Origin of the sequence: Acinetobacter sp. YH12108 (genome assembly GCF_013419055.1) — a bacterium.
Lineage (GTDB): Bacteria > Pseudomonadota > Gammaproteobacteria > Pseudomonadales > Moraxellaceae > Acinetobacter.
The window spans coordinates 12,524-33,949 of the sequence record NZ_VPAW01000011.1 but is presented as its reverse complement, the minus strand read 5'-3'; the positions used below and the strand labels follow the sequence as shown (position 1 = coordinate 33,949).

Sequence of the window (21,426 nt, the reverse complement as noted above, 5' to 3'; positions counted from 1 at the left end):
ACAAGGACCTTAAACTTCTTTTATGTATTTAGCAGAATTTGCAATTCTAGATGGTATATCCAATCTTACCCCAAAGCTATAATCCTTGCTTCCACCACCAACAATCACAGCCTTAACATAAACTTCTGAGTTATCGGGCATATTTAAGCGCCCTAAAAGTTTTACCCAACTCTCGGCATTATTGCGAGGGAAGTAACCAACCGTCAATCCGTTGATATCCACTCTACATGCGTTTTTATCATGGCTATTGCTAAACTCCCTGATGATTTTCGCCTCTACTTCAGTAAAGCAACCCTTACCCTCTCTTTTTACAGCAAATCGTTCAATATTGGATTGGTAGTGTGATTCGCCAACAATTTCGAATGGATAGTTATCAAAATCATGCGAACCATCATAATCAAGTCGGAAAATTCTCTTAGGAGCAATCCTATTCGCATCCTTTCTTCTAGTGCTCCCCATTGGGAATGGCGGTGGAGGTGGTAGACTTCTTCCGCTTACCTCCTCTTTACTCCTGGTTTGCTGAGTCTTGAGAAACTCTTGAGTCTTTTTTTCCACCGGCATACTGGCTTTCCTTGCCAAGAAAATTGCACCGATGATTACTACAGTAATTATTAATATAAGCCACATACCCCACCCAAATATTTGTTATTCAGGACAAGATACTAATTTCAGCCGTAAAAAGAAACCTCGTTAAAAGGTTTCTTATTTGCCGTAATTTTCAACCAGATAATCTTCCAGGCTTTTTTCTTCTGGCTTTTCCTCATGTGTCATCAGATCATGAAGCTTAACATTCTTAACACCTTTCAGAGTCAGAATGGATTGATGGAGTCGGGCTAATTCTTGCTCGAATCTTCTTCCGAGATTGAGGCTTCCGTACTTTCGGATGTAGGCGGTGTACTTTTTAATTTCTCTGTACGGGAGGTCTGCGATCTCGCTGTACGTTTTGCCGAGCGCGATGCTGATTTCGATGAGGATTTCGTCGTCTTGGTTAAGCTCGACTGCTTTCCCATGACATTTACTTCAAATACTTTGCTCCAGATCGCATCAACTAAAGCCTGGTTAAAGTGCTTTCGAATTTCTTCTTCAGTAAAGGTTAATTGACCTTTTTCATCACAAATAACACTTGCAAGAATTCCAGCCAGTGACTCTTTGTTTTCACCATACGCTTTCATTTGAGCAATGGCTGTGTTGTAGCTAAAAGGCAGAATATGAGTATCAAACTCTGCATCCTCACCAGCAACTTTAATTTGGACCGTCACATGCTCTGGCTTACCCATTAAAGCGCCAGACTTAATATCATTTAGAGTTAGTTTTTTCATGATTCACCAGAAAAGCAAAAGCCCCGTTGCGGGGCTCCAAATTAAACGGTTGCAGGGGTAAGAGTTACACCAGTTGAACGCTGTAAAGTGAACTGGTAGCCCACAATAGAATCAGCTTCAAAAGTTGGTACTGCTGGAGTTAGTGCACCCTTAAATGACCAGAATGAGCGGCCAGTTGGTAGAGCCACAGCATTGGTAGCTACTGTTGGTACTGCATTTGAGTCGCTGGCACCGATGTAGAATTCAAGTTCCTTGCGTTCCTCAGCCCATTCAATGAGTTTCAGGTGTGATTGGTTTTCAAGGTCTAATCGAATTGAGATCGAACCATCACCCGGATCAGATAGGCCCGGCATATAGGATTTTGATTTCGTTTCTTCAAGACAAGTTGTTTCAATTTTTGAAGTACTGTCGCTTCCCAAGTCGATACCGGTTACACAGACAAGTTGCGTAATGTCGGTACCATCAAAAGCAAAGACGTTTGTCCCTTGCGTGCGTAATTCTGCCATTTGCGAGTGCTCCTCAATTTTTAGGCATAAAAAAAGCCACCGAATGGTGGCATTGGTTTGAAAATAATTTAGTTATTCAAATAGACATGGCTGCATAAGTCGCTCGACTTCCGTGATTGCAGTCATTAATAAATCTCGTTTCTTGCGATAGCTACCCAAAACACTACCTGCAAGGCTTGCATCTGATTTCGCCAGATCAAGCTGAAGTGATAATTTGTTGTGAATATTGTTATAACTTTGATCCTGCGAGCGAATAAACTCTCGTGTTTCAAAGAATGCTTTCACTAAAGCCTTTTTAAACTCAATAACTCGTGGACTGTTCCGCATAAGTGTCATTAAGAAGGTCGCCTGTTGTTCATTTAATGGAACAAATTTACGCTCTTGAGTACCGCCATTTGTCTCAAAGGATTGGATTTTAAATCTAACCCTTCCAAATTCTTGGAAATCAGGCATGTAAGTTCTAACCAACTTAATGACTGTTGCATGCTGGATACCTAAGCCAAGTGCTATTTGCAAAGTGGTTGTCATGGGTTCGCCATTTTCAACTTCAACAATTACGATTGGTTTTAACATAGCATTCATAATTAACTCCTTTTGAGTTGTGTTGAGCCTGAATGCTGAACGCATATAAACACTCAGGCATAAAAAAAGCACCCGATTGGGTGCCATGTGGAAATTTGGAATTTAGTTGCGTTTATATTCGACGCATTCTTGATTTGATTGTGGCATTAATTTGCCGCCGATAATTACATTAGTTATGCGCGTTTCAGTCTTTACGCACTCCCATTCAGATTTATTTAGTTCCATTTTTGGGCTTGTTAATTCTTGCCAGATGGCATACACCATAAGACAGGTAAAAGCTGCAATCAGAAGAATAACAACCGTTGCTATAATTTTATCTTTCATGATCTATCCAAAAACCAATTCGCATCAAAGCCGCGGCCGAAAATATTGGTGTCAGCAATGCGCTCAAAATGGTTTGGGTGAATATTAGTAATGTAGCAATGTGGCTCTAAAGCCTTTCTGATTGCGGCACGAATATCAGATGCTCTTTTCTGCTGAGTGTCGTAAACCACAATCTGGAAGGACACATGGTCAGTATTCGCTGGGCAATCCAAGTGGTTTTCAGGATTTGCTGTGACCACCGACCAGACCGCATAGGGATATGCTGTCTTGTGTGGTGCAATATCTTCCCAGACTTTTAAGGGATTGGTGCCAAGCAAGGCTGTGACTTCAGGACTAGCGGCAAGTGTCGGAACTACGGGTAAAATGTTCATAATTTAGCGAGTTCCTTGTCGATTTCTTTATTGAAGTTTTCAGCAAAGCTATTGGTCACGGCTTGGATGTTGTTTTGCAGTGCTGGGCGCATGAATGGAGTACCTGGATTATTAACACTAGGGAATTCAATAAACCTCCAATGTCTGGTATCACCACCTGGTGTATTGGGTGGATTTTTGTTTGAGAATGACGCACCACCACGCACACCGACACGCATCACCACTTCATTCGAGTTTCGTGTTTTCCCTGCGGCAATTGCAATATTTTTCCAAATCTTTTCGCTTGTTTGCGGATCATCTATTGCTTTTGCCCCAGATCGAGCCGCATCACGCACAATCGCCATAGCTTTACGCATAGAACGTCGAGCAGCGTTTTTGATTAAGCGAGGATTGCCAAGTCTTTTAAGTTTCTCTTGAACTAACTCCAAGCCTTCAATTTTAAATTCTACTGACATGGCTTACCCCACTAAAGACAACTCCAGCGTCATATAAATACGACCATTTTCATTGTCTGGTTTAGGTGGTGATACGATCTGGAAGGTCTGGCCATCAAATAAAACACGCATACCAGTATCAATATCTTTACGTTTGCGCAGTTTTAGCCGGGCTGTGGTTTCTGATCCTGCGGCTTTGGCGTTCAAAGAATCTTTGACAGAAAGGAAACTGATTTTACCCCAGAGCTTTTTAAACCCAGTCCAGGCTTCAGTTTCATAGTTGTATTCATCATAGACCGTGGTTTTATGCTGAATCGTTACACGGTGGCAGAGTTCGCCGGCACGTTGGGCCATATCACACCCCCATATTCCGGTAAGGCTGAATTAGCGACCAGTACCCCAAAGGCAATTCAATTGTTGCCTGAGTGGTGGCTTCTCTATTGGCATAAAGGTGCGCAACAAAGAGAAGCCGAGCAGCATCTAGGGCCTTGTTATCAACCAGGTCATTTTCATTTACTCGCTCAGCCTCGGTTGCGATAACTTTGCGATCTAAATGTGCTTGAATTTGCTCATTGGCAGCATCGATATATGCCTGTATCAAAGTATCTTCATCATCATGATCTACACGACAATGCAACTTGGCTTTTGCGAGATCAATCATTCTGGTTTGGCCTGTTTTGCTGGGGTTTTGGTTGTTTTAGGTTTTGACTCTTCTGCGGATTCAACTAAAATACCCTTATCAACTAAGTGTTTCACATCCGCTGGATTGGCTGTGCGCTTATCACCAGTCTGGTAATACTTATCACCATAGTGCTCACGCTTAACATCGTACTCAGTCATAACTATCTCCTAATAAATAAGGGCCAGTAATTTGACCCTTATTGGATTTTGGATTAACCGCCGGAAACTGCCGGGGTAATATCACCATAGATAAACGCTTCTGGGCGATAAACCGCCAATGCCAGACGCTCTTCCGCAAGAATGGTCACCAAGTTTTTAACAAAGTCATCTTCGTTCTCGGTTGCCACTTCAACACGTGAAGCCCAGCGGTCAAAGATTTGAGCACCCATTGAGAAGGCACCAGTCAGGAATTTACCCGCAGCAATCGCCTGTGTTTCTGCAACCGGAAGACCCCACAGAGTCGGGTTTAGGTTGCCTTGTGGATTGCCGATGATGTACTGACCAGATGTGTCTTTCAGGGTTTCAATTGCAGCCCAGTCAATCGGGTTTAGCACATGGCCGCTTGCAGGGTATTCAGCAAGAATTGCCTGAAGCATTGCGAAGCGCAGGGTGTCGATTTTGCTTTCTGCGGTGGTTGATACACCTGCGGGGCGCACATATCCGGTGGCTTGCGGAATAATACCTAGCAAGTTTTGACCAGTGCCGTCACCGTTCAGGATTTGCTGCTCTTCTTTGAAAGCAAGACCATAGCGTAAGCGACCATCGATGTAAGACTGCAACTGCGATGCATCATCAAGAATCTGGCGCGATGCCTTCATGTAGTGAGCGATAACTTTTGCAGTAGTCGATTTAAGATCGAACTTAATATCTGATTGAGGTTTTTTAGCACCTTCAGCCACCATGTCAGCAGCATTCACAAAGCCGGTTTCCTGAACGTATTCAAGCGCGTTACCATCCATGCGACCCTGCATCAGCAGGTCACGAATTGTAAGCTTGCGATCCTGTGGAGCAATAATGCCTGGAATGCGTGTGGTTTGAACCAGATCACCAGCCGAGCCAGCAGCATCAGTTGTTGCTGAAGTGATAGTAGCCTTGATCTCAAGGTTTGCTTTACCGCGCTGTCCAGCTGAACCAACCAGTGATTTAAACTGATCAGATTCCACAAATTGGCGGCCAAGAGATTTAACCTCTTCATTACCTTCATGCGGACGACGGGCAGCTTTCTGCTCAACTTCATCCACGCGAGCTTTTAACTCATTCAGCTTGGTAATCGCTTCATCCGCTGCCTGTTTAGCACCTTCGGCGATTTTGTCGCCATGTTCACGCTTGCCTTTGAAGTCTTCAGCAATGCCTTTAACTTCATCGACTTGTTTTTTAAACTCTTGAGCGAGTTGTTCTAAATTTTGATCAGTCATTTTGACTTCCTTTTAAAATATTAAGAGCATTTGAAATTGATTTCGCTTGGAACTTTTCATCTTCAGACTCGCTCAAAAGATGGCGCAAACCCTTGCCAGCGATTGCAGTGGCTTGCGATTTTGAAAAGCCTGACTCTCTCAGGAACTTTTCGAATTCTGGTAAAGATGGCAATTCGCCTTCTTCTAACTTGGATTTCACAGAAATCACTGTGCTTTTTTCATTGGCCGGTGTGGTGACAATGGAGATTTCACCCAGATCCAGTTCAATCAGTTCACGGATATCTGTGTTTTCGTTGTAGCTGGATTTGACTGTGCGATAACCAATGCTTAGACCATCGATTGCACCAGCCTTTAAAAGAGCGTGTGTTGATTTGGCTTTTGGGACGTCATCGACCAATAGTTTGCCTTCGACATACAAGCCTCTTTCATCCTCTACCAGCTTGGTATAGACCCCAATTGGCTCATTGGAGCTGTGGTTCCAGAGAACTGGTGGGAATTTCCCTTTTTCAGTCCATTTGGCCAGTGTATTTTTAAAGGCACCCGGCAAAATAATGTCGTTATACCAGTCGAGATTTCCAAAAACCGCACCATAGCCCGAAAAAAAACCGTCCTCTTGGACGGCTTTAATATTTAAATTAAAACTTTTTCTATTCATTTGTTTCACCTTTTTCGGTGCCCAGCGGAACCATTTGCATCTGAACCATTAATTTATCTGCGGTTGGGTCGTCAGCTCTTGGCATATCCTCAAGCTCTCGTACTTCATTGCGGGTGTATAGACCGTTCTGAGTCATCTTCACGTAGAAGTCGGCTCTTGCTGCGTTGTTTGCACGTAATAAACCATCAACCGCAAATTTAGGGCGGTATTTGTATTTATCTTGAGGCAGTAGTAATTTTCGAGCGATTGTTTGCTCATATCGAACCAATTGCGGATTCAATGAGTAAGTGAGAAAGCCCTGGTTGGTTTGCTCAAGGCTAGAAGCCCATGAACTAGCTTTATTTGTATGGCCAATCAACTGGGGTGGCACACCAAAAGCCCGACATATTTCCTCAATGCCAAAATAACGACTTTCAAGAAGCTGAGCATCAACTGGATTGATTCGAATATTTGAAGCACTGGCGACTTTCATGCCTGCTTCAAGCACCATATATTTGCCAGCATTCTCAGGTCGGCTGAACATAGAAAGGCTTTCTCGCAAAGAATGGCGCTGCTCTTTGGTTAGCGTTGTTTCTCCACTCTCAAGAAATCCACCAACTTTCAAACCATTCTTGAACCAGTCCTGCGCCTGATTATTAGCATCAAACTGCATACCAATGGTTTGAGCAAAAAACTGAATCGCTGACAGTCCCACATATCCATCCAAGGTAAAGCCCTTAAAATGCAGAATCTCATCATCGGTATAGATCTTAACTTTGCCGTTTTCCGTGTAATGGTATTCAAAGCTTCCATCTTTCAGGCGCTTTTTAACCATTTCACTAGGAAACAATGGTTCTAAAGAAATAACACTGCGATTATTGCGGCGAGCAATATAACTGTATGCATTACCCCATAAATCCAGACACGCTGACTGAATCTGCCAAAATTCACTGGCGCACATGTCTGCATTGGGTGAGTCGTGCAAGATTCGGTATAGTTCGTGGTCTTTGGCAATCTTTTTTTCAGTGTCGTATAGGTGAAGTGGCAAGGTTGAAATGGTTTCGGCACGTAGTTTTACACATGCCCAAACTGCCGATAACTTCAGAGAGGTTTCGGGATTGACCACTGCACCACCAGAAGACATATAGCTATCTACTGGATAGGAAGTATCCCCTTTCTTTAATTGAGTTTTTCCAGTCAATCGTGACCAGAAGCGAGACCAGAATCCCGTGTCTTGTAAGTCGCTCATGCTATCACGATGTCCTCTAAATATCCGTCAATGTCATAGTTTTTAACTTCCGGTGCCAGACTCATAAGTGCCACTGCGTTAAACGTCGCAATCAATGGGTCAATCTTCCCGACACCTGATTCCTGTTTGCTGATCATCATGCCGTTACCCTTCACGACTGCGCGCGCATTACCAACACACCAGGTCATTAAGCCTTGACCAGCATGGTAAAGATTGCCTTCAGCCAATTTGCGCTCGGTGGTCATGATGTATGACATCAACTTAAACCCCTGAGCTACTGCAATCATTTTGTCTTCAGGAATACCGGCATCAAGCAAGCCATCAAGCAGACCACCCAAACCAAGAGGATCGAGTCCAATTTTGTCGAGCTTGCCAGAGTCGAAGCATTTCTTCGCAATGGCCGCCAACTGATCAATGTCATCACCAATACGCTCAACAATGGTCAGGCTTTTTTCCTTTTCATAGTCAGCGTACTTTGGTGCATTCTCTTTGCGTCTTTCGACTGCAGTCTTATTGCACCAGGCATGATTCCAAAGCCACCATTTACGGCTTTTGTTATGCCGACCAAGTACAGCGAAACCGAGTAAATCATCCAGGCCACCACCATCGATACCGCAGGTAATAACGTCTGATTGCTCGATTAGTTTGTCCAGGGTGAATTTTTTGGATTGCTGCAGCCAATATTCAGCACCAGCCCAGCGGTTGGCACGTAGATTCAGGCCAATTGGTACATTTAGGTGTTTGGCAAGGAAGTCACGCAGCGATTCTTCGCCAGCATCTTTAACCTTCTCAAACTCGTTAATCAGGTAATCCAGATCAACCGATGCACCCAAGTTTGGATTGGTGACATAGAAGTTTTCAGGTTTTAAGTGCTCACCTGCCTCCAACATCCATTCAGGAAACTCGTAAATCAGCGGCAAGAACTGAGGATTGACCTTTACACCATCCCGAATATCACGCGCATAGTCCAGCAGCTGCTTAAATACACCGCATGGCGTTTCATCTGACATGGTAGACAGGTAGATCACACAACCTTCAGGCCGTGATGCCAGACCACCTTTTGCCTCACGAAACATCGATTCAGCATTTGATCGTTTCCCAAACAACCAAACCTCATCGATCAGGATGATTGAGGCCTTTTTACCTGCAGCAGCGTTACTTTCCGCAGCAATCACTTTCAAGGTCGCATTAGTGCCCAAGTGAGTGACTGTTTTGGTATGCTCGGACACATTGAACATTTCCTGAAGCTCGGGATCTGCTCGAATGAAGTCTCGAATTGGATTAAAACTATTGTCTGCGACCTCTTTTGTGGGCGCCAACAGAATAAGCTCAGCCGACATACGATCATTTAAGATCAAGGCCACCATCATGATGCCGGCTGCAATCGTCGACTTGGTATTTTTCTTAGATATCAGTAAGAAGAATTCACGAATTAAACGCTTCTTCTGTTCTGGGTCGTAAGCACCAAAGATTGCCCGGACAAATTCAATAACCCATGGCAATGTGACTTCGCCCATTTTTGGGCTACCCATCACATCGACCAGGATTAATTCTTTAAAAATCCGCTCTGCTACATCGGCCACTTCTGGGAAAAGCGGTTCACATGGCATCATGGATTCTTTATTGACAATGCGTAACGCCCAATCTGGGCACGCTGTTGTCCAGGTTGGGAGTATTGCTGACATAAATTTAACTCATTAAAAAACCCACCGAAGTGGGTTTAAATATCCTGTTTAATTACATTCCCGATGACAATTATCTGATCATTTAACTTGTGAATCACCTGAAAACTTAATTCAAAAATACTATGATTTTCTTTAAAATAATTTTGAAGAAATTTACACTCCCCATCATTTGTATCTAGATTTTTTGAGTTACCTTCAATCTGCTTTTTCCTAAACCTCGACCAATCCATCATCCCTAATGCTTCCGTAGCTTTCCTTGATTGTTCTCCAAATACATCAATATGCTCTTTAAGCATCTTGGTATTTTCGTCAATTTCATTAACGTCTAAGTAAAGCCTGCTTAATACTGTTAATTGACCTAATAATTTAAGCCCTTCTTTGGAGGTTTTAAATTCATCCGTAATTAACCTATCCGAATGGAAAATATTATGCATATATTGTTTTAAGGTATTTTCTATATCTTGAGTAATCACTTTAATTTCGTCTATTAGAGCGTGTAGCGATTTTGTTTGGTGCTCTTCGCGCCAGTCACTAAAAAGGACAAATGCAGCAACAGGTGCCAGAAATGCAGCAGTTAAAGTCAAAGTGTCTTTAATCAATTCATAAGTTATAGAGGGATTAATATTAAATCCGTCACTTTTCAAATATATTCCAATCAGAAAATAAGTGATTGAAAGTATAATCGTCCATCTCCAAACAAGCTTTACCCTTTCTTTTAAAGTTTTTTTTGCCATAAGACCCCCTGTAATCAAGGGGAATATTAGTTGATGAAACAAAAATAAACTACTTAAAAGCAGCACACTTAACTTCTCAACTGTGAACCCAGTGTTCCAAACTTCCCGCCTTGAGTTGCTTTTTTGGCTTCATCAGCTTTGGTTTCTTTCTTGCCTTTTTCAGCGACTTTGCCATGCACGTATGGCAGCACCGATTTCGCTGCATGCACCCTTAAGCCCATTTCATTTTCTTTGTCATTCATAATGTCAATCAAGAATTGAAGCGGATCATCCTTGGCATAATTGCCCTCAAAAGGATTGTTGTCCTCACCACTACTCATAGGCTTAGCGACTGGTTTTTCAGGAGTTAACTTTTGCTTCTCGGAAGTTAACTTTTTAGCGGTTGAGTATTGGTCTATATACGCAATTATTTCAGGATTTTTAGAAAGCTTTGAACCCTGCTGCATCGCCGATTTTTCAGGGTATCCTGCTGAAATTGCAGCATCTTTTTTACTCATGCCATCAACAACAGCTTGAGCAAAAGCTTTCATTTTTGTTGTTAATGCCATTGTGACTCCTTGCCACTAAAAGTTAACTTTTGCTGAAATGGGAAATTTTTTTATAAGTGAGATGGGCGGCGGTGTCCGCTGGCTCAGGGTTTCAAACTTTTTGACTCCCCCCTACCATCTGCGACGACGCTCATCTTCCTGAACATCTCTCTGCACAACCTTCGCCACACCTTTTAACTGGGCTGCCATCTTGCAGTAATTCTCTATATCTTCGCGCTGAATGACCTTGCCGGCCTGTAGTGATGCGACAAGATAGTCATGCGCCATATCTTCAATAGTTTTCTCAGTCATACTCGACTCTCCATCTGCGTCTTCTTCTTATGACAAAGCACACATAACGACTGCAGGTTAGCTTCATCATCCGTACCACCTTGAGCCACATTAACGATATGGTCTAACTCAAGCTCCATAGTCACACGACCACATGAACAGCATGTCCACTCATCACGAGTATGAATCTTCTGCTTGAGTCTGCGCCACGGTCTGCCACCACGACCTTGACCCCAATTGTTCTTAGGTGGTCTCGGTGCCTTCGGTGTCATCGCCTGTAGTTTGTTTTGCAGTCTGGGTAGTTTCATGACCATCAATCCAAATAAGGTGACTTCTTAGGCTCTTCCTCATCACTACCTTCAATTTGAATCAATAGCTCATTGATCTGAGCATTCTGTTCATTGTTGATCTGGATGACTTGGGCCACCTGGTTTATTAGTTGGTTGTTCTGTTCGATTAGCTTTAGAAGTAAGGCGTTCGATACACAGCCGCATTCTTTCTTTTGATCGCTCATATTGCTCTTTCATCCATTTACGTCGTGCTTCACAGCCTTGGCATGTCATTTGAATCACCCAATAAAAAAACCTCCCGAAGGAGGTCTTAAGTTTGTGGATACTCGAAATCGCGTATCACCCTAGGGATATTTGCTTGAATCTTTTCCTTATTCCTATTGATTCGAGTCACAGGAATATAGTCCCAGTTTTCTTCCAGTGGTGTGTTTCTGCTTTTATTTAAACTTGACAAGTCACTCTCTGATAACCACATGAATGACTCATCCATATCAACCACATACACCGGGCAACTAAATATGGTGCTAACCGGGTTTGATTGACTATTGAGTAGTTGAGGGTTTAATCCTGGAGTTCTTAGCAATTCATCACGAGTGGCGCGATTGATGAACAATTCGATAGGTGTTTTTTCATACTCAAAATGATAATTTTCAAATGCTTCATTGATTTCTTGGTGCACCATATTCAACCCTATATTTGTTGTTAATAATCCAAATATAACACCAGCCTACTCCTGATAACACCACTTCAAATCATCCGGCACAGTCAAATGCACATGCAACTGAGTCACAGCAAAGTCATGCACATAATTCAAATACTCGGTCATTTGCTTAACTGTCGCCTTGGTTGTACTGCAAAGCCTGATGACCTGTTCACCGATAGCCTTATACTCATCTGGTTCGGTTTGCTTTACCTTAGCAATGGCATGACACATTTCAGCAAACTCTTGATCATCACGACGATAGATATAAATCAGAAACTTCTTCTTGAACTCGTAATGGAGTGAATCTTCATCCTGACCAGTCTTTCTTCTAATCTCACCAATCCATTTCCAGTAAAGCCTATTCTGCGCTGCTGACCGTTCATCTAGTGTTTGATTGATCCTCACCACCAACGGCTTACCCTCATTAATCGCTTGAGTGTAATGGGTGTGCATGTAGTTGATGGCTTTGGTGATGTCTGCATGACTCTGGATAGGAAACACGGCTTTTTGCATTTCCTGCTCCCAATAAAAAAACCACCCGAGGGTGGTTATATTTTCATTAATGACAGTATCGATCCCAATCTTCTTGCAACTTAAGTTTTTGCTGCTCCGATAACCGTCCTAGCGCATAAATTACGTAAGTGTTTTGACCTTCATCCACAGAGAATTGTCTATAAAACTTACCAGAATTACTCTCTATATATTCGCTAGGTGAGTAGTGGTTTGGGAAAGGTACTTTAGTGAAATCAAATTCACCATAATCATCTTCTATTGCTTTGAAGTGAACAATAACTTGCATGTCAAATCCATTTGAAAAATTAAAGACTATAATTTACGTCAAATAGATAGTTGAATCCAAATTAAATCAAAACACCTCTTTATCCTCCATCACCAACATCCGATCCACTCTCACCAACCACTGATCAAACATTGCTTCACTCTCGGCCCGATTACCCAATTGGAATGTATCGAACTGGAAATGACACGAATGGCATAACGGTACTGTGAACAGGTCTGAACTTTTGATTCCGCGCCCTTTACCGTCACGGCTTGAATTTGAATGAGCAGCCTGGCTATTAGGATTACCGCATCGAATGCATGGCAGCTTTCTGATTGCTGCGAGTCTTTTGTGGTTGCGCATTTAATTGTTCTTCTATGCCTGCAATCTGTTTGTTTACTTTGCGGAGTTCCGCACCACACATTTCTTTAAATGCATAGCTTGAATACAGATGGTTGTAATTCATTAAGCGGCTGCGGTTCTTTTCCAGAACTTCTAAATTCCGTTTTGCTTCTACTATGTCCATGCCCACCACCAATAAGAAAAGAAAAACCCCGCCAATATCTAGAATTGAGCAGGGCCTTTGCGCCAACATGGCTAATTATTAATTTGTGAAATCGTTCTTGTATTTGCCACACTTTCTACATTCAACCTGAACGAAAATATCAGAGTGATAATCGTAGTGATGAAAGCAGAATAGGCGTTTTAGGAATTGGAGCATCACAGCACCTCGAATTGATCCCCTTCATACACAAACTGGAACCCGATACATCGAGCATCATCAGTCAATGACGGGAACATTGGTGATTTCTCTTTTGAGCAAATGATGGCTACACATTCAGCCTTGCACTTATCTTCACGATCTACAGCAAGAATCTGCTCGTTATCATCTTCATCGGGTAGCGACTCAATAACACATGGAGCCAAATAACCAAACTCATCAGCAATACCCCAAGCGTAATCCCATGCCTTATCACCTGCTCTAGCAATATGCACATCATTAAACTGGAATTCATTGTTTTGGTATTTGATTGTTTTCATGATTGGCTCGGTTATTTTTAGAATCTGGTGCCCTGATATTGCTTACACCAACATTTCTCAGGGCATTAAAAAAGCCCACCATTTGGCGAGCTTCCTATCAGTAGTGCGACTTACTTACACTTCGCGCCACTATAACATGAATTTAACAAATGCTTTCCGGAAGGTCAAGTTCTAATCACTTATATTCAATAAATTTATATCGGCAATGCAGTGCAGCCAATCCACACTTTACATCTTGCTCTGCCCCATACCTGGATCGCTCTGGTGTAATCATCTGCGACCAAGAGTTCCCATAAAAATAACGACAGATAATCGCATCCATCCACTCATCCATGATTTCACTCTGGCCTTGCATATCCAGAATCAAACGCTGAACTGCCCGTGCTTCATTGTCATCAATCTGGCATACAATGTTTGTGCGTGTCAGTCTTGGCTTATCTTCAACCAGCATAGAGTCAGCAATAATCTGGCGAGTCTTTCTTACACCCAACTTAAATTTTCTTTGCTTAACAATCGCCTCATCCATAGCAACAGCAATAGGGTTAATGCTTTTGCCACATGTTCCAGAAACGCTATTCATCCATGCTCCAAATTGATAAAGCCACTCCTCTAGTGAATACTTACCCCAATCAACCGCCTGCATAATATTTTGAACTTTAACCATCGCATTCATCCCTATTCCCTCTTAAACCCTTAACTTTTCAACTTGAATAATCAACTTCCCGCCTTTTTCTGATGGCAACCGCTTCACGAGCAATTCATCCACCTGGGAATCATCCAGAATCAATCCACCTTTTAACAAAGCATCGAAGCAAGGCTTAACGATGTTATCGATGTCGCGTATTTTCGCGTCAGGTGGCGCGTATTCGATCTTTACGCGAACTCTGCCCTGATACCCTGCTGGCTCAATAAAACGCTTCATAACGTCAATAAAGTGGATTGCACGCTTACTTAATCGATTGGTCTTGTTGGCCCCACGAATCCAGTAGTGATTCACCGAAGGAGGTGTGATTAAAACTTCACACCAAAGCAGTTCATCATTCATCACACCAAATCCTTTCCCTTCGACCAGATGAGCCGGAATCTTTGGCATTGGATCTGGATTGGATTTCTTTTTCCCCGACTTGGTTGTTACGCCAAATCGAGGGCCAATACCGGCTTTTCGTGCCTGTGCTGCAGTGATGCGGAGATTAGTCATTGGCACCCCACTTCTCGAAAAAGAACACCACCGGATCGGGTTTGATCTCAATCAATCCGAAACGATGCAAGTGACGTGCGTGAGTGCTATCCCGTAGCAATTGAACATCACGATAATGCGCAATTGATCTGCGCCAAGATTCCAAAGGCATTGAAGATTTATTTATGTTGCATGGCACACAAGATGGATTCATATTTTCCAAAGTGTCGTTCTGAGGTCTAAACAAAACCCCATTAGACACAGGAATCATGTAGCCTGTTTTCTCACACTTTTTCATATCGAAATCGCGCTTCACTGCTTCAATATGATCCGCATGCCACTTATCACCTAATTGATCACCGCAATAAGCACAGTGACCACCAAACTTCATTTTTAGCTCTGCACGTTGCTGCTTAGTTAGTTTCATGACTCACCTCGCAGGGCTTTCTTAACCATCCAATACGCTTCCTCAAATGCATTACTTGCACCCTGATCAAGCATGTCCGCTTTTTCTTTCCACAAGCCCCAGCGGTTAGTGCTTTCACCATCCAGATATTCGAGAACTTCATCAACTTTCTTATGTTGATCCTCCAACTCCTTCTTCTTCTCGATATAACAAGCCTCCATGTTGTTGAGCTGGGCTTTCAATGAATCAACCTCGGCCAACTTTTCCTTCAACATGTCAAATAATTCAGCTACAGTTTTATGCGCTACGTCTTTAAATTCACTCATGAATCGCTCCCGCATAATTCGATCTGTAGTTCGCAATGGCTTCAGGTACACCAGATTGCTGATTATCAAACCACCACAAGAACATCCCGCAACAAATCGCATGAGCTAAATGATGCTCTCCTGTTTCAGGATCTTTCTGCTCACCATGCCACCAAGCGTCTATGTGGCGTTGCATTGCATCGTAATATCGCACCTTAGCGTCAGGCACATGCTTCCAGTTGTCTACCTGATACTTATTAGCTCCAAACTCTAGAACGCGAATTACGGCATTTAGAGCGCCTTTTGGAAGCAGCGACATACGCGGCTTATTTTTGTCAAACTTTTGACCCTGCTCACTCATCCCAATCACTCCAATCACCCCGAATCAAATCCTCAAACTGCTTACTTTCTTCATCTGCTGCCTGATGCATCATTTCAAATTGCTGCTGAAGTAATTCCTTTTCCTGTAGATCAGTGGTCCGGTTGATCTGGTCTCTTAATTCTGTGAATCCTGTCATACTGCCTACTCCCCAATCTTTTGAGCCTGTTCACGCTTGCGTTTGTGATAAGCCCGGTTTGCTTCACGCTTGCAAAGAACACACTTAGTTCCATAAGCTCCATGTGACATCACTCGCTTATGAAGTGCCATCCCATGCTTCTCGCACTCGCCCTCAAAATGCGTTTCACCTCTTTCCATAGCTTGTTTCATTGCTTCCAGGTTGCGATTTATACGTTTCCATTTTTCCGTGATTGGTCCGTATGACTTCTTGGCTCTATCAGACTCGCATTTGGTGCAGCGATGCACTTTTGCATGAACTACGTACTCAACCGGGCCATGCTTTTTGCATTCACCATAAAAACGTTTCTCTCCACGGATACGTGCGTCATTTGCCAGCATTCGGTTATTGGATAATTTTTGATTGTTGTACTGCTTCACCTTTGCGCTTCTACAACTTATGCAATAAGTCGTTCCCGAGTTGTAGATTCCAAAACAGGTTTCTTTTTCCTCTTTGATGCAGTAAGCCAGGAATGTTCTTTCGCCTCGTTGCACAGCGTCTTTTTTACGAGCCATGTTATGAATGCGGATAAATGATTTTTTATCCATTGCCATAAGCGCCGGCCCATCCGCGTATTCGAAGTTTTTAATAATTTCTTCTAGCTCATGGATCCTTTCCCAAGTCAGCGCATATCTACCGATAATTGCATCATTGATTCGGTTCCATGCCACACCAAACTGTTTTGCTAGTTTGCTTGTGTCACCAAAACGCGCTCTCGCTTTAAATCCTTCAAGCAGTGTTTTTTGTTTCTGGAGGCGTAATTGTCGATCCTGCTTTTCCGCCTCCTTTTCAGCTTTTTTAAGAGCTACGCTTTTTTGACGCTCTTTTTTGATTTGCTCGGCTTTTTTCTCACGCTCTAAAGCACGTTGCTGTTTAGCCGACTCAAGTTCGCGCTCACGTCTTTTTCGTTCCTCTTGCTTGCGCTGTTTAGCTTCAGCACGTTGCTGGCGTTTTGTAACCTCTCTTGCCTGGCGAGCTTCTGTGTTAGTGGCTTCAATTTTTGCATTACGTTCAGATTCAGGAGCTACCACCTTTGCACGTTCTTTTGGAATATTCCCATCAGGAAACTTTGTGAAACCCATTGGCAACTGAGTGATTTGGTTTTTAGTCAGCCAAGCTTCAACATCGTTATTTAATTTTTCAGATTCGATTTGTTTTTGATAAATACTCACACCCCACCCCCTACTTGCTCTTGAGCAACACTTGCAAAACGACATACATCTAATTGATCCTGAACCAGTACGATTCCTTTCTTGCCATGACGGTTTTTAGTCACAAGCACCTCAGTCACACCAGTCGGCATCAAGTCCTCTGATTGCAGTTTTGGGTGTAATAAAACGATCTGGTCTGCATCCTGTTCAATCTGACCTGATTCCTTAATGTCTGAACTCTTAGGACGTGAGCCTTTGTCTGCATCACGGTTTAACTGAACCAGTGCGATAACAGGACACTCAAACTCCTTCGCCATTGATTTGAGTTCACGGCTGATGGATGCCACCTCTTGAATGCGGTCTCTTTGGCTTGGATTACGAAGAAGCTGCAGGTAGTCAATAACGATGCATCCAAGTCCGATCTTCTTGAATCTGCGCTCTGCTTTGCGAACATAGGTACGAACTTCGCTTAATGTCGGCTTTTGCTTCGGTTCGATCCAGATTGGCAGCTTTGCATAGGCAGCTTGGGCATCCGTGAATGCTTTCATCACACCTGACGACATACGAGCGTTATGCAATTCGTCATAAGGGATCAGACTCAAGGCGCTAATCATGCGATTGGCTAAAGTCTCTTTATCCATCTCAGCCGATACAAACAGCACACCCTTGTTTTTAAGTGCTGTATCCAAAGCCGACATCTGAGCCAAAGTCGATTTACCCGAACCCGGTCTACCACCAACGACACACAAATGCCCTTTTTGTACTGTGCCAATCAGGTTGTCCAAAGTGGGAAGGTTGAATCTCACACCTGATGGTTTACCTTGTGCCATTGCTTCGGCTTTTTCGATCATCTTTTTCAAAGCACTATCAATTGAATCTTCAAAGCTTGCGCCCAAGTGATTCTGATCCTGGCTGTCTGATCCGCTAAACAAGCCTTCCGCCTCTGCAAACACATCATCCAGATTCAGGTCATGTGCAATCATGGCAATCTTCTTGCCGATTTCCTCAACCTTGCGGTGTGTTTTTAATTTGTTGAGTTCAGATACATAGCTACCCAAGTTATAAAAACTTGATGGTGATTCAGACATGATCGTCATCAGGTAGTCAGTTGCATCAACCAGCGATTTGCTTTGATTGAGTTTCTGTTCAACCAGTACAGCGTCATAAGGTTTTCCAGAATCAGCCAATTCAGAAATAGCCTTAAAAACTTCTTGATGCTTTGTTGAGAAGAAGCAGTCTTGAGTTAAATCACCTGCAACAGTTTCATAAGAGTTTTGAACTGTCATCAATGCAGCAAGTACACATTGTTCGATTGCGATGTTGTGAATATCAGACATTACCAAGCTCCTTTTACTGTTTTAAGATTTTGAGGTGCTGGTGTTGCTTGACTAAATACTGGTGCTTGAGTTGTCCAGTAATCATTCTCCCAATTCTTTTGGTTTAACCATGCAGTTGGTGCTGGAATAAATTCACCATCTTGCTTAATCCAAGACTGATCTTGTTTTTGAGCGTTCAGGATTTTGATCAATGTTTCAGTAGTCACAACTGATTTGTATTTCTCAAAAGTTTTAAATGTTCCAGACTTGTCTGATTTACGCTTACAACGTGGATATGCTTCCCAGAATTTTTCAAAGTCTTCTGAGTACACCCCTTGTTTTTGATTAGTTGTTTTTATAGTTGTTTTTGTGTGTGGAAATTTTCCACTAGTAACTGGTGGAATTTCTCCACTAGTATGGTGTAAATTTTCCACTAGTGGAGATTCTACTAGTGTAGAAAATACACCATCATTTAGAGCATAAGATTTAGCTGCTTTAGCATTCTTTTGCGCATACTCTTTCACAAAACCAAACTCGATTAGCTCATTGATCGCCTTGATTACAGTCTTGCGTGACAAGCCTGTGATTTCCTCAAATTGAGTTAATGAGATAGCGTCCTTGTTCTTCTGCCAGCCGCGAGTCTTGCGAACAATTACAATGTACAGGAGGTTAGCCGTAGGGCTGAGTTTCTTCATTGCTTCATCAACGAAAGCATTCGGAAGCTGGAAGCTGTTAGGGATAAAATTACTCACAATCTCCCCCTTGTTTAAATTCTTCGTATTCATCCTGCACTTCTTCAATGTGAAACATATCCAGGTCAGCGTCATATAGATCGGCAACTGCACATACACGGAAAGCAAAGTCTGGATGCTCTCTGTCGTATTGGTCGATAAATTGGCGGGTTAGGTGGTTCATACAACACCTCGCAAGTTGAACTTAGCCCACTCACCAGCAGTCCACTCGACACCTTTTGGCGTAAATAGAGACCGTGTGAATGTGTGATTGCTCTCACTGATACCTGTGTTGTTGTGGAATCGCTTTGCATCTATATGGTTTTGATATGCCAGCCACTCGCCATTGAGCTTGTACATAATCTTTTCTTTTTTCAGGAAGTCGCGGAACTTGCGCTCATTTGCACCTAGTAGTTTTGCTACCTGGCGGAATGTTTTATTGCCATTGCCTGCAACGTATTTGTCCACGAATGCGACTTTTGGAGCTTGAATCTCCAACTCCTGTTTTAGTGCAATGTTCTGCTTTGCCTGAATCTCAATTGCCTGAAGTAGATGTGCTGGGTTGGTGATGTCGAAAGGCTTTTGCTTTTCTTTTAAAATGGCTAGTACATTCTTGCGAACACCTTTCGATTCGCGCATACCGATCAAAATGCATTGATCGATTGTTAATTCAAAAACAACTGACTCTGTATTGTTGAAATTTTGAACTACGAAACTTTCGTAGTTATCACCATCAAGCTCATCAGCCACTCGATTATTAAAATCATTCAATCGAACTGGTTTTTCGTTGAATTGAGCGCGAACTTGATTGATTAAATCAAGCAAGTCTTTACTCAACATTTTTTGTTCAGAATTTCCGAACTGTGGTAAAATTGGCATGTTCATATTGACTAATCTCCTTATTGAACATCAAGCTCAGTGGTTGCACCCACTGGGCTTTCTTTATTTGTGGACGATGTATTCACCGTATTTGTGGTATTACCAAATGCCCTGCTGAGATACTCATGTTGTTTCTTAAACTTCAGGAGCTTCTCAATGGCTGCATCCCGAATCCACTCTGAACGCTTTATGTCGTCCATTGCTGCCAGTGCATCAATCGCCTGCAACGCTTCATGTGTCATGCGGACTGATGTTGAGTCGGTCTTTTTCCCATGCACATCAAGAAAACCTAAATCCAACGCTTCTTGCATATCATCTACCCCCATCACGCAACATCCTTGTTGCGAGCCACACTTGAGATATTTGGATTTAAGAAGATATGCGGATACTGGAGTTTCACTTCCGCAGGTATCCCTCTTGTCATCCAGTTTTGAACTCGCTGTTTGCTTTTTAAGCCAAGCATCTCAGCAACTTTTGTTGACCCACCAAGAGCAACAATGATGTCTTTATCAGTGCTGATAGACATTTCACTCTCCTATAAACATTTGTGTATTAGATAGTAAACGCTGTGTTTACTAATGTCAAATCATTTGTTTAACACAATTTGTTTACTGTTGAGATAATAAAACCAAGAATAAAAGGGGTTTGTTATGCACGATTCATTTAAAAGGCTGCTTGAGACGAGCAACAATCTAAGCCAGGAAGAAATCGCAAGACGTATTGATGAATCACCACAAACGCTGACCAACTGGAAAAAGCGTGGTGTATCAAAAGCTGGGGCTTTAAAAGCGGCTGCTGAGTTTGGCTGTTCTGCAAACTGGATTTTAAGTGGTGTGGGCGATAGCTCCAGTGGGGATGTTTCGCGTGTCGCAGGATGGGATAGTTCTACACCTTTAGAAAGCGATGAGGTTGAAGTGCCGTTTTATAAAGATGTTTTGGTGTCTTGTGGCTCGGGGTCGCTTGGCGAAATCATAAATACAGAAACAAGAAAATTAAGATTAAGTGCTTCAACACTAAGACGTTATGGTGTTGATCCAGCAAATGCGCTTGCATTAACAGCTTTCGGCAACTCAATGTCTCCGGTCATCAATGATGGCGCAACGGTTTACGTTGATATAGGCAGAAAGAATGTTATTGATGGAAAGATTTATGCGATATGTCACGGTGGTCTTTTTAAGTTTAAATACTTATACAGAATGCCAATGGGCGGCATAAGGATTGTTAGCGCCAATAGTGACGAATACAAAGAAGAAGTTTTAACGCAGCAAGAAATTATCGACCAGGAGTTTGAAGTTGTTGCCTATGCATTTAATGTGCAAAATTCGCTGCCATAGATAAGT

At 42.6% G+C, this 21,426-nt stretch carries 39 protein-coding genes; 1 reads left to right on the top strand and 38 read right to left on the bottom strand.

Features of this window, described 5'->3' with window-relative positions:
- Nucleotides 1-9: 9 nt before the first annotated feature.
- The 38 genes from FTU46_RS08885 to FTU46_RS08700 all read right to left on the bottom strand — a co-directional run bounded on the left by FTU46_RS08885 (nucleotide 10) and on the right by FTU46_RS08700 (nucleotide 20,612).
- Nucleotides 10-627: a hypothetical protein gene (locus tag FTU46_RS08885; RefSeq protein ID WP_180104794.1), complete on the bottom strand. Its 618-nt coding sequence runs from the start codon at nucleotides 625-627 to the stop codon at nucleotides 10-12.
- A 206-nt stretch (nucleotides 628-833) separates the two neighbouring features.
- Nucleotides 834-1,319: a phage tail assembly chaperone family protein, TAC gene (locus FTU46_RS08880; RefSeq protein WP_180104793.1), complete on the bottom strand. Its 486-nt coding sequence runs from the start codon at nucleotides 1,317-1,319 to the stop codon at nucleotides 834-836.
- Between the two features lie 41 nt (nucleotides 1,320-1,360).
- Nucleotides 1,361-1,825, bottom strand: a complete 465-nt coding sequence (locus tag FTU46_RS08875) for a phage tail tube protein (protein WP_180104792.1) — start codon at nucleotides 1,823-1,825, stop codon at nucleotides 1,361-1,363.
- 72 nt (nucleotides 1,826-1,897) lie between these two features.
- Nucleotides 1,898-2,407 carry a Rha family transcriptional regulator gene (locus FTU46_RS08870; protein ID WP_180104791.1) on the bottom strand — a complete coding sequence of 170 codons (510 nt, stop codon included), beginning with the start codon at nucleotides 2,405-2,407 and terminating at the stop codon, nucleotides 1,898-1,900.
- Nucleotides 2,408-2,509: 102 nt separating this feature from the next.
- A complete protein-coding gene (locus tag FTU46_RS08865; protein ID WP_180104790.1) occupies nucleotides 2,510-2,731 on the bottom strand; it encodes a hypothetical protein in 222 nt (73 codons plus the stop codon).
- Nucleotides 2,728-3,102 carry a DUF3168 domain-containing protein gene (locus tag FTU46_RS08860; protein ID WP_180104789.1) on the bottom strand — a complete coding sequence of 125 codons (375 nt, stop codon included), beginning with the start codon at nucleotides 3,100-3,102 and terminating at the stop codon, nucleotides 2,728-2,730. The genes FTU46_RS08865 and FTU46_RS08860 overlap by 4 nt, the downstream gene beginning before the upstream one ends.
- Nucleotides 3,099-3,557: an HK97-gp10 family putative phage morphogenesis protein gene (locus tag FTU46_RS08855; protein ID WP_180104788.1), complete on the bottom strand. Its 459-nt coding sequence runs from the start codon at nucleotides 3,555-3,557 to the stop codon at nucleotides 3,099-3,101. The genes FTU46_RS08860 and FTU46_RS08855 overlap by 4 nt, the downstream gene beginning before the upstream one ends.
- A gap of 3 nt (nucleotides 3,558-3,560) precedes the next feature.
- On the bottom strand, nucleotides 3,561-3,890 hold the full coding sequence (locus tag FTU46_RS08850) for a phage head closure protein (RefSeq protein WP_180104787.1): 330 nt from the start codon (nucleotides 3,888-3,890) through the stop codon (nucleotides 3,561-3,563).
- 1 nt (nucleotide 3,891) lies between these two features.
- The gene (locus FTU46_RS08845) at nucleotides 3,892-4,197 is read right to left on the bottom strand and encodes a head-tail connector protein (RefSeq protein WP_148826125.1); all 306 of its coding nucleotides are present in this window, start codon (nucleotides 4,195-4,197) and stop codon (nucleotides 3,892-3,894) included.
- Nucleotides 4,194-4,376 carry a hypothetical protein gene (locus FTU46_RS08840; protein ID WP_180104786.1) on the bottom strand — a complete coding sequence of 61 codons (183 nt, stop codon included), beginning with the start codon at nucleotides 4,374-4,376 and terminating at the stop codon, nucleotides 4,194-4,196. Before FTU46_RS08840 ends, FTU46_RS08845 begins: the two co-directional genes overlap by 4 nt.
- Before the next feature lie 53 nt (nucleotides 4,377-4,429).
- Nucleotides 4,430-5,632, bottom strand: a complete 1,203-nt coding sequence (locus FTU46_RS08835; protein ID WP_180104785.1) for a phage major capsid protein — start codon at nucleotides 5,630-5,632, stop codon at nucleotides 4,430-4,432.
- Entirely contained in the window at nucleotides 5,625-6,287 is a 663-nt protein-coding gene (locus tag FTU46_RS08830) for an HK97 family phage prohead protease (RefSeq protein WP_180033360.1), read from the bottom strand. Before FTU46_RS08830 ends, FTU46_RS08835 begins: the two co-directional genes overlap by 8 nt.
- Nucleotides 6,280-7,515, bottom strand: coding sequence for a phage portal protein (locus tag FTU46_RS08825; protein WP_180104784.1), 1,236 nt, complete (start codon nucleotides 7,513-7,515; stop codon nucleotides 6,280-6,282). Before FTU46_RS08825 ends, FTU46_RS08830 begins: the two co-directional genes overlap by 8 nt.
- Nucleotides 7,512-9,200, bottom strand: a complete 1,689-nt coding sequence (locus FTU46_RS08820; protein WP_180104783.1) for a terminase large subunit — start codon at nucleotides 9,198-9,200, stop codon at nucleotides 7,512-7,514. The genes FTU46_RS08825 and FTU46_RS08820 overlap by 4 nt, the downstream gene beginning before the upstream one ends.
- Before the next feature lie 35 nt (nucleotides 9,201-9,235).
- Entirely contained in the window at nucleotides 9,236-9,934 is a 699-nt protein-coding gene (locus FTU46_RS08815) for a hypothetical protein (protein WP_180104782.1), read from the bottom strand.
- A gap of 68 nt (nucleotides 9,935-10,002) precedes the next feature.
- Entirely contained in the window at nucleotides 10,003-10,482 is a 480-nt protein-coding gene (locus tag FTU46_RS08810) for a terminase small subunit (protein ID WP_180104781.1), read from the bottom strand.
- Nucleotides 10,483-10,593: 111 nt separating this feature from the next.
- Nucleotides 10,594-10,773: a hypothetical protein gene (locus tag FTU46_RS08805; RefSeq protein ID WP_180104780.1), complete on the bottom strand. Its 180-nt coding sequence runs from the start codon at nucleotides 10,771-10,773 to the stop codon at nucleotides 10,594-10,596.
- Complete coding sequence (locus FTU46_RS08800; RefSeq protein ID WP_180104779.1) at nucleotides 10,770-11,060, bottom strand: HNH endonuclease; 291 nt, start codon at nucleotides 11,058-11,060, stop codon at nucleotides 10,770-10,772. Before FTU46_RS08800 ends, FTU46_RS08805 begins: the two co-directional genes overlap by 4 nt.
- A gap of 5 nt (nucleotides 11,061-11,065) precedes the next feature.
- On the bottom strand, nucleotides 11,066-11,266 hold the full coding sequence (locus FTU46_RS08795; RefSeq protein ID WP_180104778.1) for a hypothetical protein: 201 nt from the start codon (nucleotides 11,264-11,266) through the stop codon (nucleotides 11,066-11,068).
- Between the two features lie 86 nt (nucleotides 11,267-11,352).
- The gene (locus FTU46_RS08790) at nucleotides 11,353-11,724 is read right to left on the bottom strand and encodes a hypothetical protein (RefSeq protein ID WP_180104777.1); all 372 of its coding nucleotides are present in this window, start codon (nucleotides 11,722-11,724) and stop codon (nucleotides 11,353-11,355) included.
- 45 nt (nucleotides 11,725-11,769) lie between these two features.
- On the bottom strand, nucleotides 11,770-12,258 hold the full coding sequence (locus FTU46_RS08785) for a recombination protein NinB (protein WP_180104776.1): 489 nt from the start codon (nucleotides 12,256-12,258) through the stop codon (nucleotides 11,770-11,772).
- 46 nt (nucleotides 12,259-12,304) lie between these two features.
- Nucleotides 12,305-12,544 carry a hypothetical protein gene (locus FTU46_RS08780; protein WP_180104775.1) on the bottom strand — a complete coding sequence of 80 codons (240 nt, stop codon included), beginning with the start codon at nucleotides 12,542-12,544 and terminating at the stop codon, nucleotides 12,305-12,307.
- A gap of 66 nt (nucleotides 12,545-12,610) precedes the next feature.
- The gene (locus FTU46_RS08775) at nucleotides 12,611-12,886 is read right to left on the bottom strand and encodes a DUF968 domain-containing protein (RefSeq protein WP_180104774.1); all 276 of its coding nucleotides are present in this window, start codon (nucleotides 12,884-12,886) and stop codon (nucleotides 12,611-12,613) included.
- Nucleotides 12,828-13,049, bottom strand: a complete 222-nt coding sequence (locus FTU46_RS08770) for a hypothetical protein (RefSeq protein WP_180104773.1) — start codon at nucleotides 13,047-13,049, stop codon at nucleotides 12,828-12,830. The genes FTU46_RS08775 and FTU46_RS08770 overlap by 59 nt, the downstream gene beginning before the upstream one ends.
- A 194-nt stretch (nucleotides 13,050-13,243) precedes the next feature.
- Nucleotides 13,244-13,564 carry a hypothetical protein gene (locus FTU46_RS08765; RefSeq protein WP_180104772.1) on the bottom strand — a complete coding sequence of 107 codons (321 nt, stop codon included), beginning with the start codon at nucleotides 13,562-13,564 and terminating at the stop codon, nucleotides 13,244-13,246.
- Between the two features lie 175 nt (nucleotides 13,565-13,739).
- Nucleotides 13,740-14,237, bottom strand: coding sequence for a hypothetical protein (locus tag FTU46_RS08760; protein ID WP_180104771.1), 498 nt, complete (start codon nucleotides 14,235-14,237; stop codon nucleotides 13,740-13,742).
- Nucleotides 14,238-14,249: 12 nt separating this feature from the next.
- Nucleotides 14,250-14,762 (bottom strand): RusA family crossover junction endodeoxyribonuclease, encoded by a 513-nt coding sequence (locus tag FTU46_RS08755; RefSeq protein WP_180104770.1) that lies wholly within the window; start codon nucleotides 14,760-14,762, stop codon nucleotides 14,250-14,252.
- The gene (locus FTU46_RS08750) at nucleotides 14,755-15,168 is read right to left on the bottom strand and encodes an HNH endonuclease (RefSeq protein WP_180104769.1); all 414 of its coding nucleotides are present in this window, start codon (nucleotides 15,166-15,168) and stop codon (nucleotides 14,755-14,757) included. Before FTU46_RS08750 ends, FTU46_RS08755 begins: the two co-directional genes overlap by 8 nt.
- Nucleotides 15,165-15,473 carry a hypothetical protein gene (locus FTU46_RS08745; protein WP_180104768.1) on the bottom strand — a complete coding sequence of 103 codons (309 nt, stop codon included), beginning with the start codon at nucleotides 15,471-15,473 and terminating at the stop codon, nucleotides 15,165-15,167. The genes FTU46_RS08750 and FTU46_RS08745 overlap by 4 nt, the downstream gene beginning before the upstream one ends.
- A complete protein-coding gene (locus tag FTU46_RS08740) occupies nucleotides 15,466-15,813 on the bottom strand; it encodes a dATP/dGTP diphosphohydrolase domain-containing protein (protein ID WP_257224634.1) in 348 nt (115 codons plus the stop codon). Before FTU46_RS08740 ends, FTU46_RS08745 begins: the two co-directional genes overlap by 8 nt.
- Nucleotides 15,806-15,970, bottom strand: a complete 165-nt coding sequence (locus tag FTU46_RS08735; protein WP_180033374.1) for a hypothetical protein — start codon at nucleotides 15,968-15,970, stop codon at nucleotides 15,806-15,808. The genes FTU46_RS08740 and FTU46_RS08735 overlap by 8 nt, the downstream gene beginning before the upstream one ends.
- A 5-nt stretch (nucleotides 15,971-15,975) precedes the next feature.
- Nucleotides 15,976-17,181: a hypothetical protein gene (locus tag FTU46_RS08730; RefSeq protein ID WP_180104766.1), complete on the bottom strand. Its 1,206-nt coding sequence runs from the start codon at nucleotides 17,179-17,181 to the stop codon at nucleotides 15,976-15,978.
- A complete protein-coding gene (locus FTU46_RS08725) occupies nucleotides 17,178-18,497 on the bottom strand; it encodes a DnaB-like helicase C-terminal domain-containing protein (protein ID WP_180104765.1) in 1,320 nt (439 codons plus the stop codon). Before FTU46_RS08725 ends, FTU46_RS08730 begins: the two co-directional genes overlap by 4 nt.
- Nucleotides 18,497-19,228, bottom strand: a complete 732-nt coding sequence (locus tag FTU46_RS08720) for a replication protein (protein ID WP_180104764.1) — start codon at nucleotides 19,226-19,228, stop codon at nucleotides 18,497-18,499. The genes FTU46_RS08725 and FTU46_RS08720 overlap by 1 nt, the downstream gene beginning before the upstream one ends.
- Nucleotides 19,221-19,391, bottom strand: coding sequence for a hypothetical protein (locus FTU46_RS08715; protein WP_180104763.1), 171 nt, complete (start codon nucleotides 19,389-19,391; stop codon nucleotides 19,221-19,223). Before FTU46_RS08715 ends, FTU46_RS08720 begins: the two co-directional genes overlap by 8 nt.
- Entirely contained in the window at nucleotides 19,388-20,092 is a 705-nt protein-coding gene (locus tag FTU46_RS08710) for a phage antirepressor KilAC domain-containing protein (RefSeq protein WP_180104762.1), read from the bottom strand. Before FTU46_RS08710 ends, FTU46_RS08715 begins: the two co-directional genes overlap by 4 nt.
- A gap of 14 nt (nucleotides 20,093-20,106) precedes the next feature.
- Nucleotides 20,107-20,412, bottom strand: coding sequence for a hypothetical protein (locus FTU46_RS08705; RefSeq protein ID WP_180104761.1), 306 nt, complete (start codon nucleotides 20,410-20,412; stop codon nucleotides 20,107-20,109).
- A complete protein-coding gene (locus FTU46_RS08700; RefSeq protein WP_180104760.1) occupies nucleotides 20,412-20,612 on the bottom strand; it encodes a hypothetical protein in 201 nt (66 codons plus the stop codon). Before FTU46_RS08700 ends, FTU46_RS08705 begins: the two co-directional genes overlap by 1 nt.
- A gap of 124 nt (nucleotides 20,613-20,736) precedes the next feature.
- Here FTU46_RS08700 and FTU46_RS08695 point away from each other — a divergent pair, with 124 nt between their 5' ends.
- A complete protein-coding gene (locus FTU46_RS08695) occupies nucleotides 20,737-21,420 on the top strand; it encodes a helix-turn-helix transcriptional regulator (protein ID WP_180104759.1) in 684 nt (227 codons plus the stop codon).
- The last annotated feature ends 6 nt before the right edge of the window (nucleotides 21,421-21,426 follow it).

Bases quoted from the DNA above. Each gene is read 5' to 3' on its own strand.
- FTU46_RS08885 (WP_180104794.1), bottom strand. From the start codon at position 627: ATGTGGCTTATATTAATAATTACTGTAGTAATCATCGGTGCAATTTTC.
- FTU46_RS08880 (WP_180104793.1), bottom strand. From the start codon at position 1,319: ATGAAAAAACTAACTCTAAATGATATTAAGTCTGGCGCTTTAATGGGT.
- FTU46_RS08875 (WP_180104792.1), bottom strand. From the start codon at position 1,825: ATGGCAGAATTACGCACGCAAGGGACAAACGTCTTTGCTTTTGATGGT.
- FTU46_RS08870 (WP_180104791.1), bottom strand. From the start codon at position 2,407: ATGAATGCTATGTTAAAACCAATCGTAATTGTTGAAGTTGAAAATGGC.
- FTU46_RS08865 (WP_180104790.1), bottom strand. From the start codon at position 2,731: ATGAAAGATAAAATTATAGCAACGGTTGTTATTCTTCTGATTGCAGCT.
- FTU46_RS08860 (WP_180104789.1), bottom strand. From the start codon at position 3,102: ATGAACATTTTACCCGTAGTTCCGACACTTGCCGCTAGTCCTGAAGTC.
- FTU46_RS08855 (WP_180104788.1), bottom strand. From the start codon at position 3,557: ATGTCAGTAGAATTTAAAATTGAAGGCTTGGAGTTAGTTCAAGAGAAA.
- FTU46_RS08850 (WP_180104787.1), bottom strand. From the start codon at position 3,890: ATGGCCCAACGTGCCGGCGAACTCTGCCACCGTGTAACGATTCAGCAT.
- FTU46_RS08845 (WP_148826125.1), bottom strand. From the start codon at position 4,197: ATGATTGATCTCGCAAAAGCCAAGTTGCATTGTCGTGTAGATCATGAT.
- FTU46_RS08840 (WP_180104786.1), bottom strand. From the start codon at position 4,376: ATGACTGAGTACGATGTTAAGCGTGAGCACTATGGTGATAAGTATTAC.
- FTU46_RS08835 (WP_180104785.1), bottom strand. From the start codon at position 5,632: ATGACTGATCAAAATTTAGAACAACTCGCTCAAGAGTTTAAAAAACAA.
- FTU46_RS08830 (WP_180033360.1), bottom strand. From the start codon at position 6,287: ATGAATAGAAAAAGTTTTAATTTAAATATTAAAGCCGTCCAAGAGGAC.
- FTU46_RS08825 (WP_180104784.1), bottom strand. From the start codon at position 7,515: ATGAGCGACTTACAAGACACGGGATTCTGGTCTCGCTTCTGGTCACGA.
- FTU46_RS08820 (WP_180104783.1), bottom strand. From the start codon at position 9,200: ATGTCAGCAATACTCCCAACCTGGACAACAGCGTGCCCAGATTGGGCG.
- FTU46_RS08815 (WP_180104782.1), bottom strand. From the start codon at position 9,934: ATGGCAAAAAAAACTTTAAAAGAAAGGGTAAAGCTTGTTTGGAGATGG.
- FTU46_RS08810 (WP_180104781.1), bottom strand. From the start codon at position 10,482: ATGGCATTAACAACAAAAATGAAAGCTTTTGCTCAAGCTGTTGTTGAT.
- FTU46_RS08805 (WP_180104780.1), bottom strand. From the start codon at position 10,773: ATGACTGAGAAAACTATTGAAGATATGGCGCATGACTATCTTGTCGCA.
- FTU46_RS08800 (WP_180104779.1), bottom strand. From the start codon at position 11,060: ATGAAACTACCCAGACTGCAAAACAAACTACAGGCGATGACACCGAAG.
- FTU46_RS08795 (WP_180104778.1), bottom strand. From the start codon at position 11,266: ATGAGCGATCAAAAGAAAGAATGCGGCTGTGTATCGAACGCCTTACTT.
- FTU46_RS08790 (WP_180104777.1), bottom strand. From the start codon at position 11,724: ATGGTGCACCAAGAAATCAATGAAGCATTTGAAAATTATCATTTTGAG.
- FTU46_RS08785 (WP_180104776.1), bottom strand. From the start codon at position 12,258: ATGCAAAAAGCCGTGTTTCCTATCCAGAGTCATGCAGACATCACCAAA.
- FTU46_RS08780 (WP_180104775.1), bottom strand. From the start codon at position 12,544: ATGCAAGTTATTGTTCACTTCAAAGCAATAGAAGATGATTATGGTGAA.
- FTU46_RS08775 (WP_180104774.1), bottom strand. From the start codon at position 12,886: ATGCGCAACCACAAAAGACTCGCAGCAATCAGAAAGCTGCCATGCATT.
- FTU46_RS08770 (WP_180104773.1), bottom strand. From the start codon at position 13,049: ATGGACATAGTAGAAGCAAAACGGAATTTAGAAGTTCTGGAAAAGAAC.
- FTU46_RS08765 (WP_180104772.1), bottom strand. From the start codon at position 13,564: ATGAAAACAATCAAATACCAAAACAATGAATTCCAGTTTAATGATGTG.
- FTU46_RS08760 (WP_180104771.1), bottom strand. From the start codon at position 14,237: ATGAATGCGATGGTTAAAGTTCAAAATATTATGCAGGCGGTTGATTGG.
- FTU46_RS08755 (WP_180104770.1), bottom strand. From the start codon at position 14,762: ATGACTAATCTCCGCATCACTGCAGCACAGGCACGAAAAGCCGGTATT.
- FTU46_RS08750 (WP_180104769.1), bottom strand. From the start codon at position 15,168: ATGAAACTAACTAAGCAGCAACGTGCAGAGCTAAAAATGAAGTTTGGT.
- FTU46_RS08745 (WP_180104768.1), bottom strand. From the start codon at position 15,473: ATGAGTGAATTTAAAGACGTAGCGCATAAAACTGTAGCTGAATTATTT.
- FTU46_RS08740 (WP_257224634.1), bottom strand. From the start codon at position 15,813: ATGAGTGAGCAGGGTCAAAAGTTTGACAAAAATAAGCCGCGTATGTCG.
- FTU46_RS08735 (WP_180033374.1), bottom strand. From the start codon at position 15,970: ATGACAGGATTCACAGAATTAAGAGACCAGATCAACCGGACCACTGAT.
- FTU46_RS08725 (WP_180104765.1), bottom strand. From the start codon at position 18,497: ATGTCTGATATTCACAACATCGCAATCGAACAATGTGTACTTGCTGCA.
- FTU46_RS08715 (WP_180104763.1), bottom strand. From the start codon at position 19,391: ATGAACCACCTAACCCGCCAATTTATCGACCAATACGACAGAGAGCAT.
- FTU46_RS08710 (WP_180104762.1), bottom strand. From the start codon at position 20,092: ATGAACATGCCAATTTTACCACAGTTCGGAAATTCTGAACAAAAAATG.
- FTU46_RS08705 (WP_180104761.1), bottom strand. From the start codon at position 20,412: ATGGGGGTAGATGATATGCAAGAAGCGTTGGATTTAGGTTTTCTTGAT.
- FTU46_RS08700 (WP_180104760.1), bottom strand. From the start codon at position 20,612: ATGTCTATCAGCACTGATAAAGACATCATTGTTGCTCTTGGTGGGTCA.
- FTU46_RS08695 (WP_180104759.1), top strand. From the start codon at position 20,737: ATGCACGATTCATTTAAAAGGCTGCTTGAGACGAGCAACAATCTAAGC.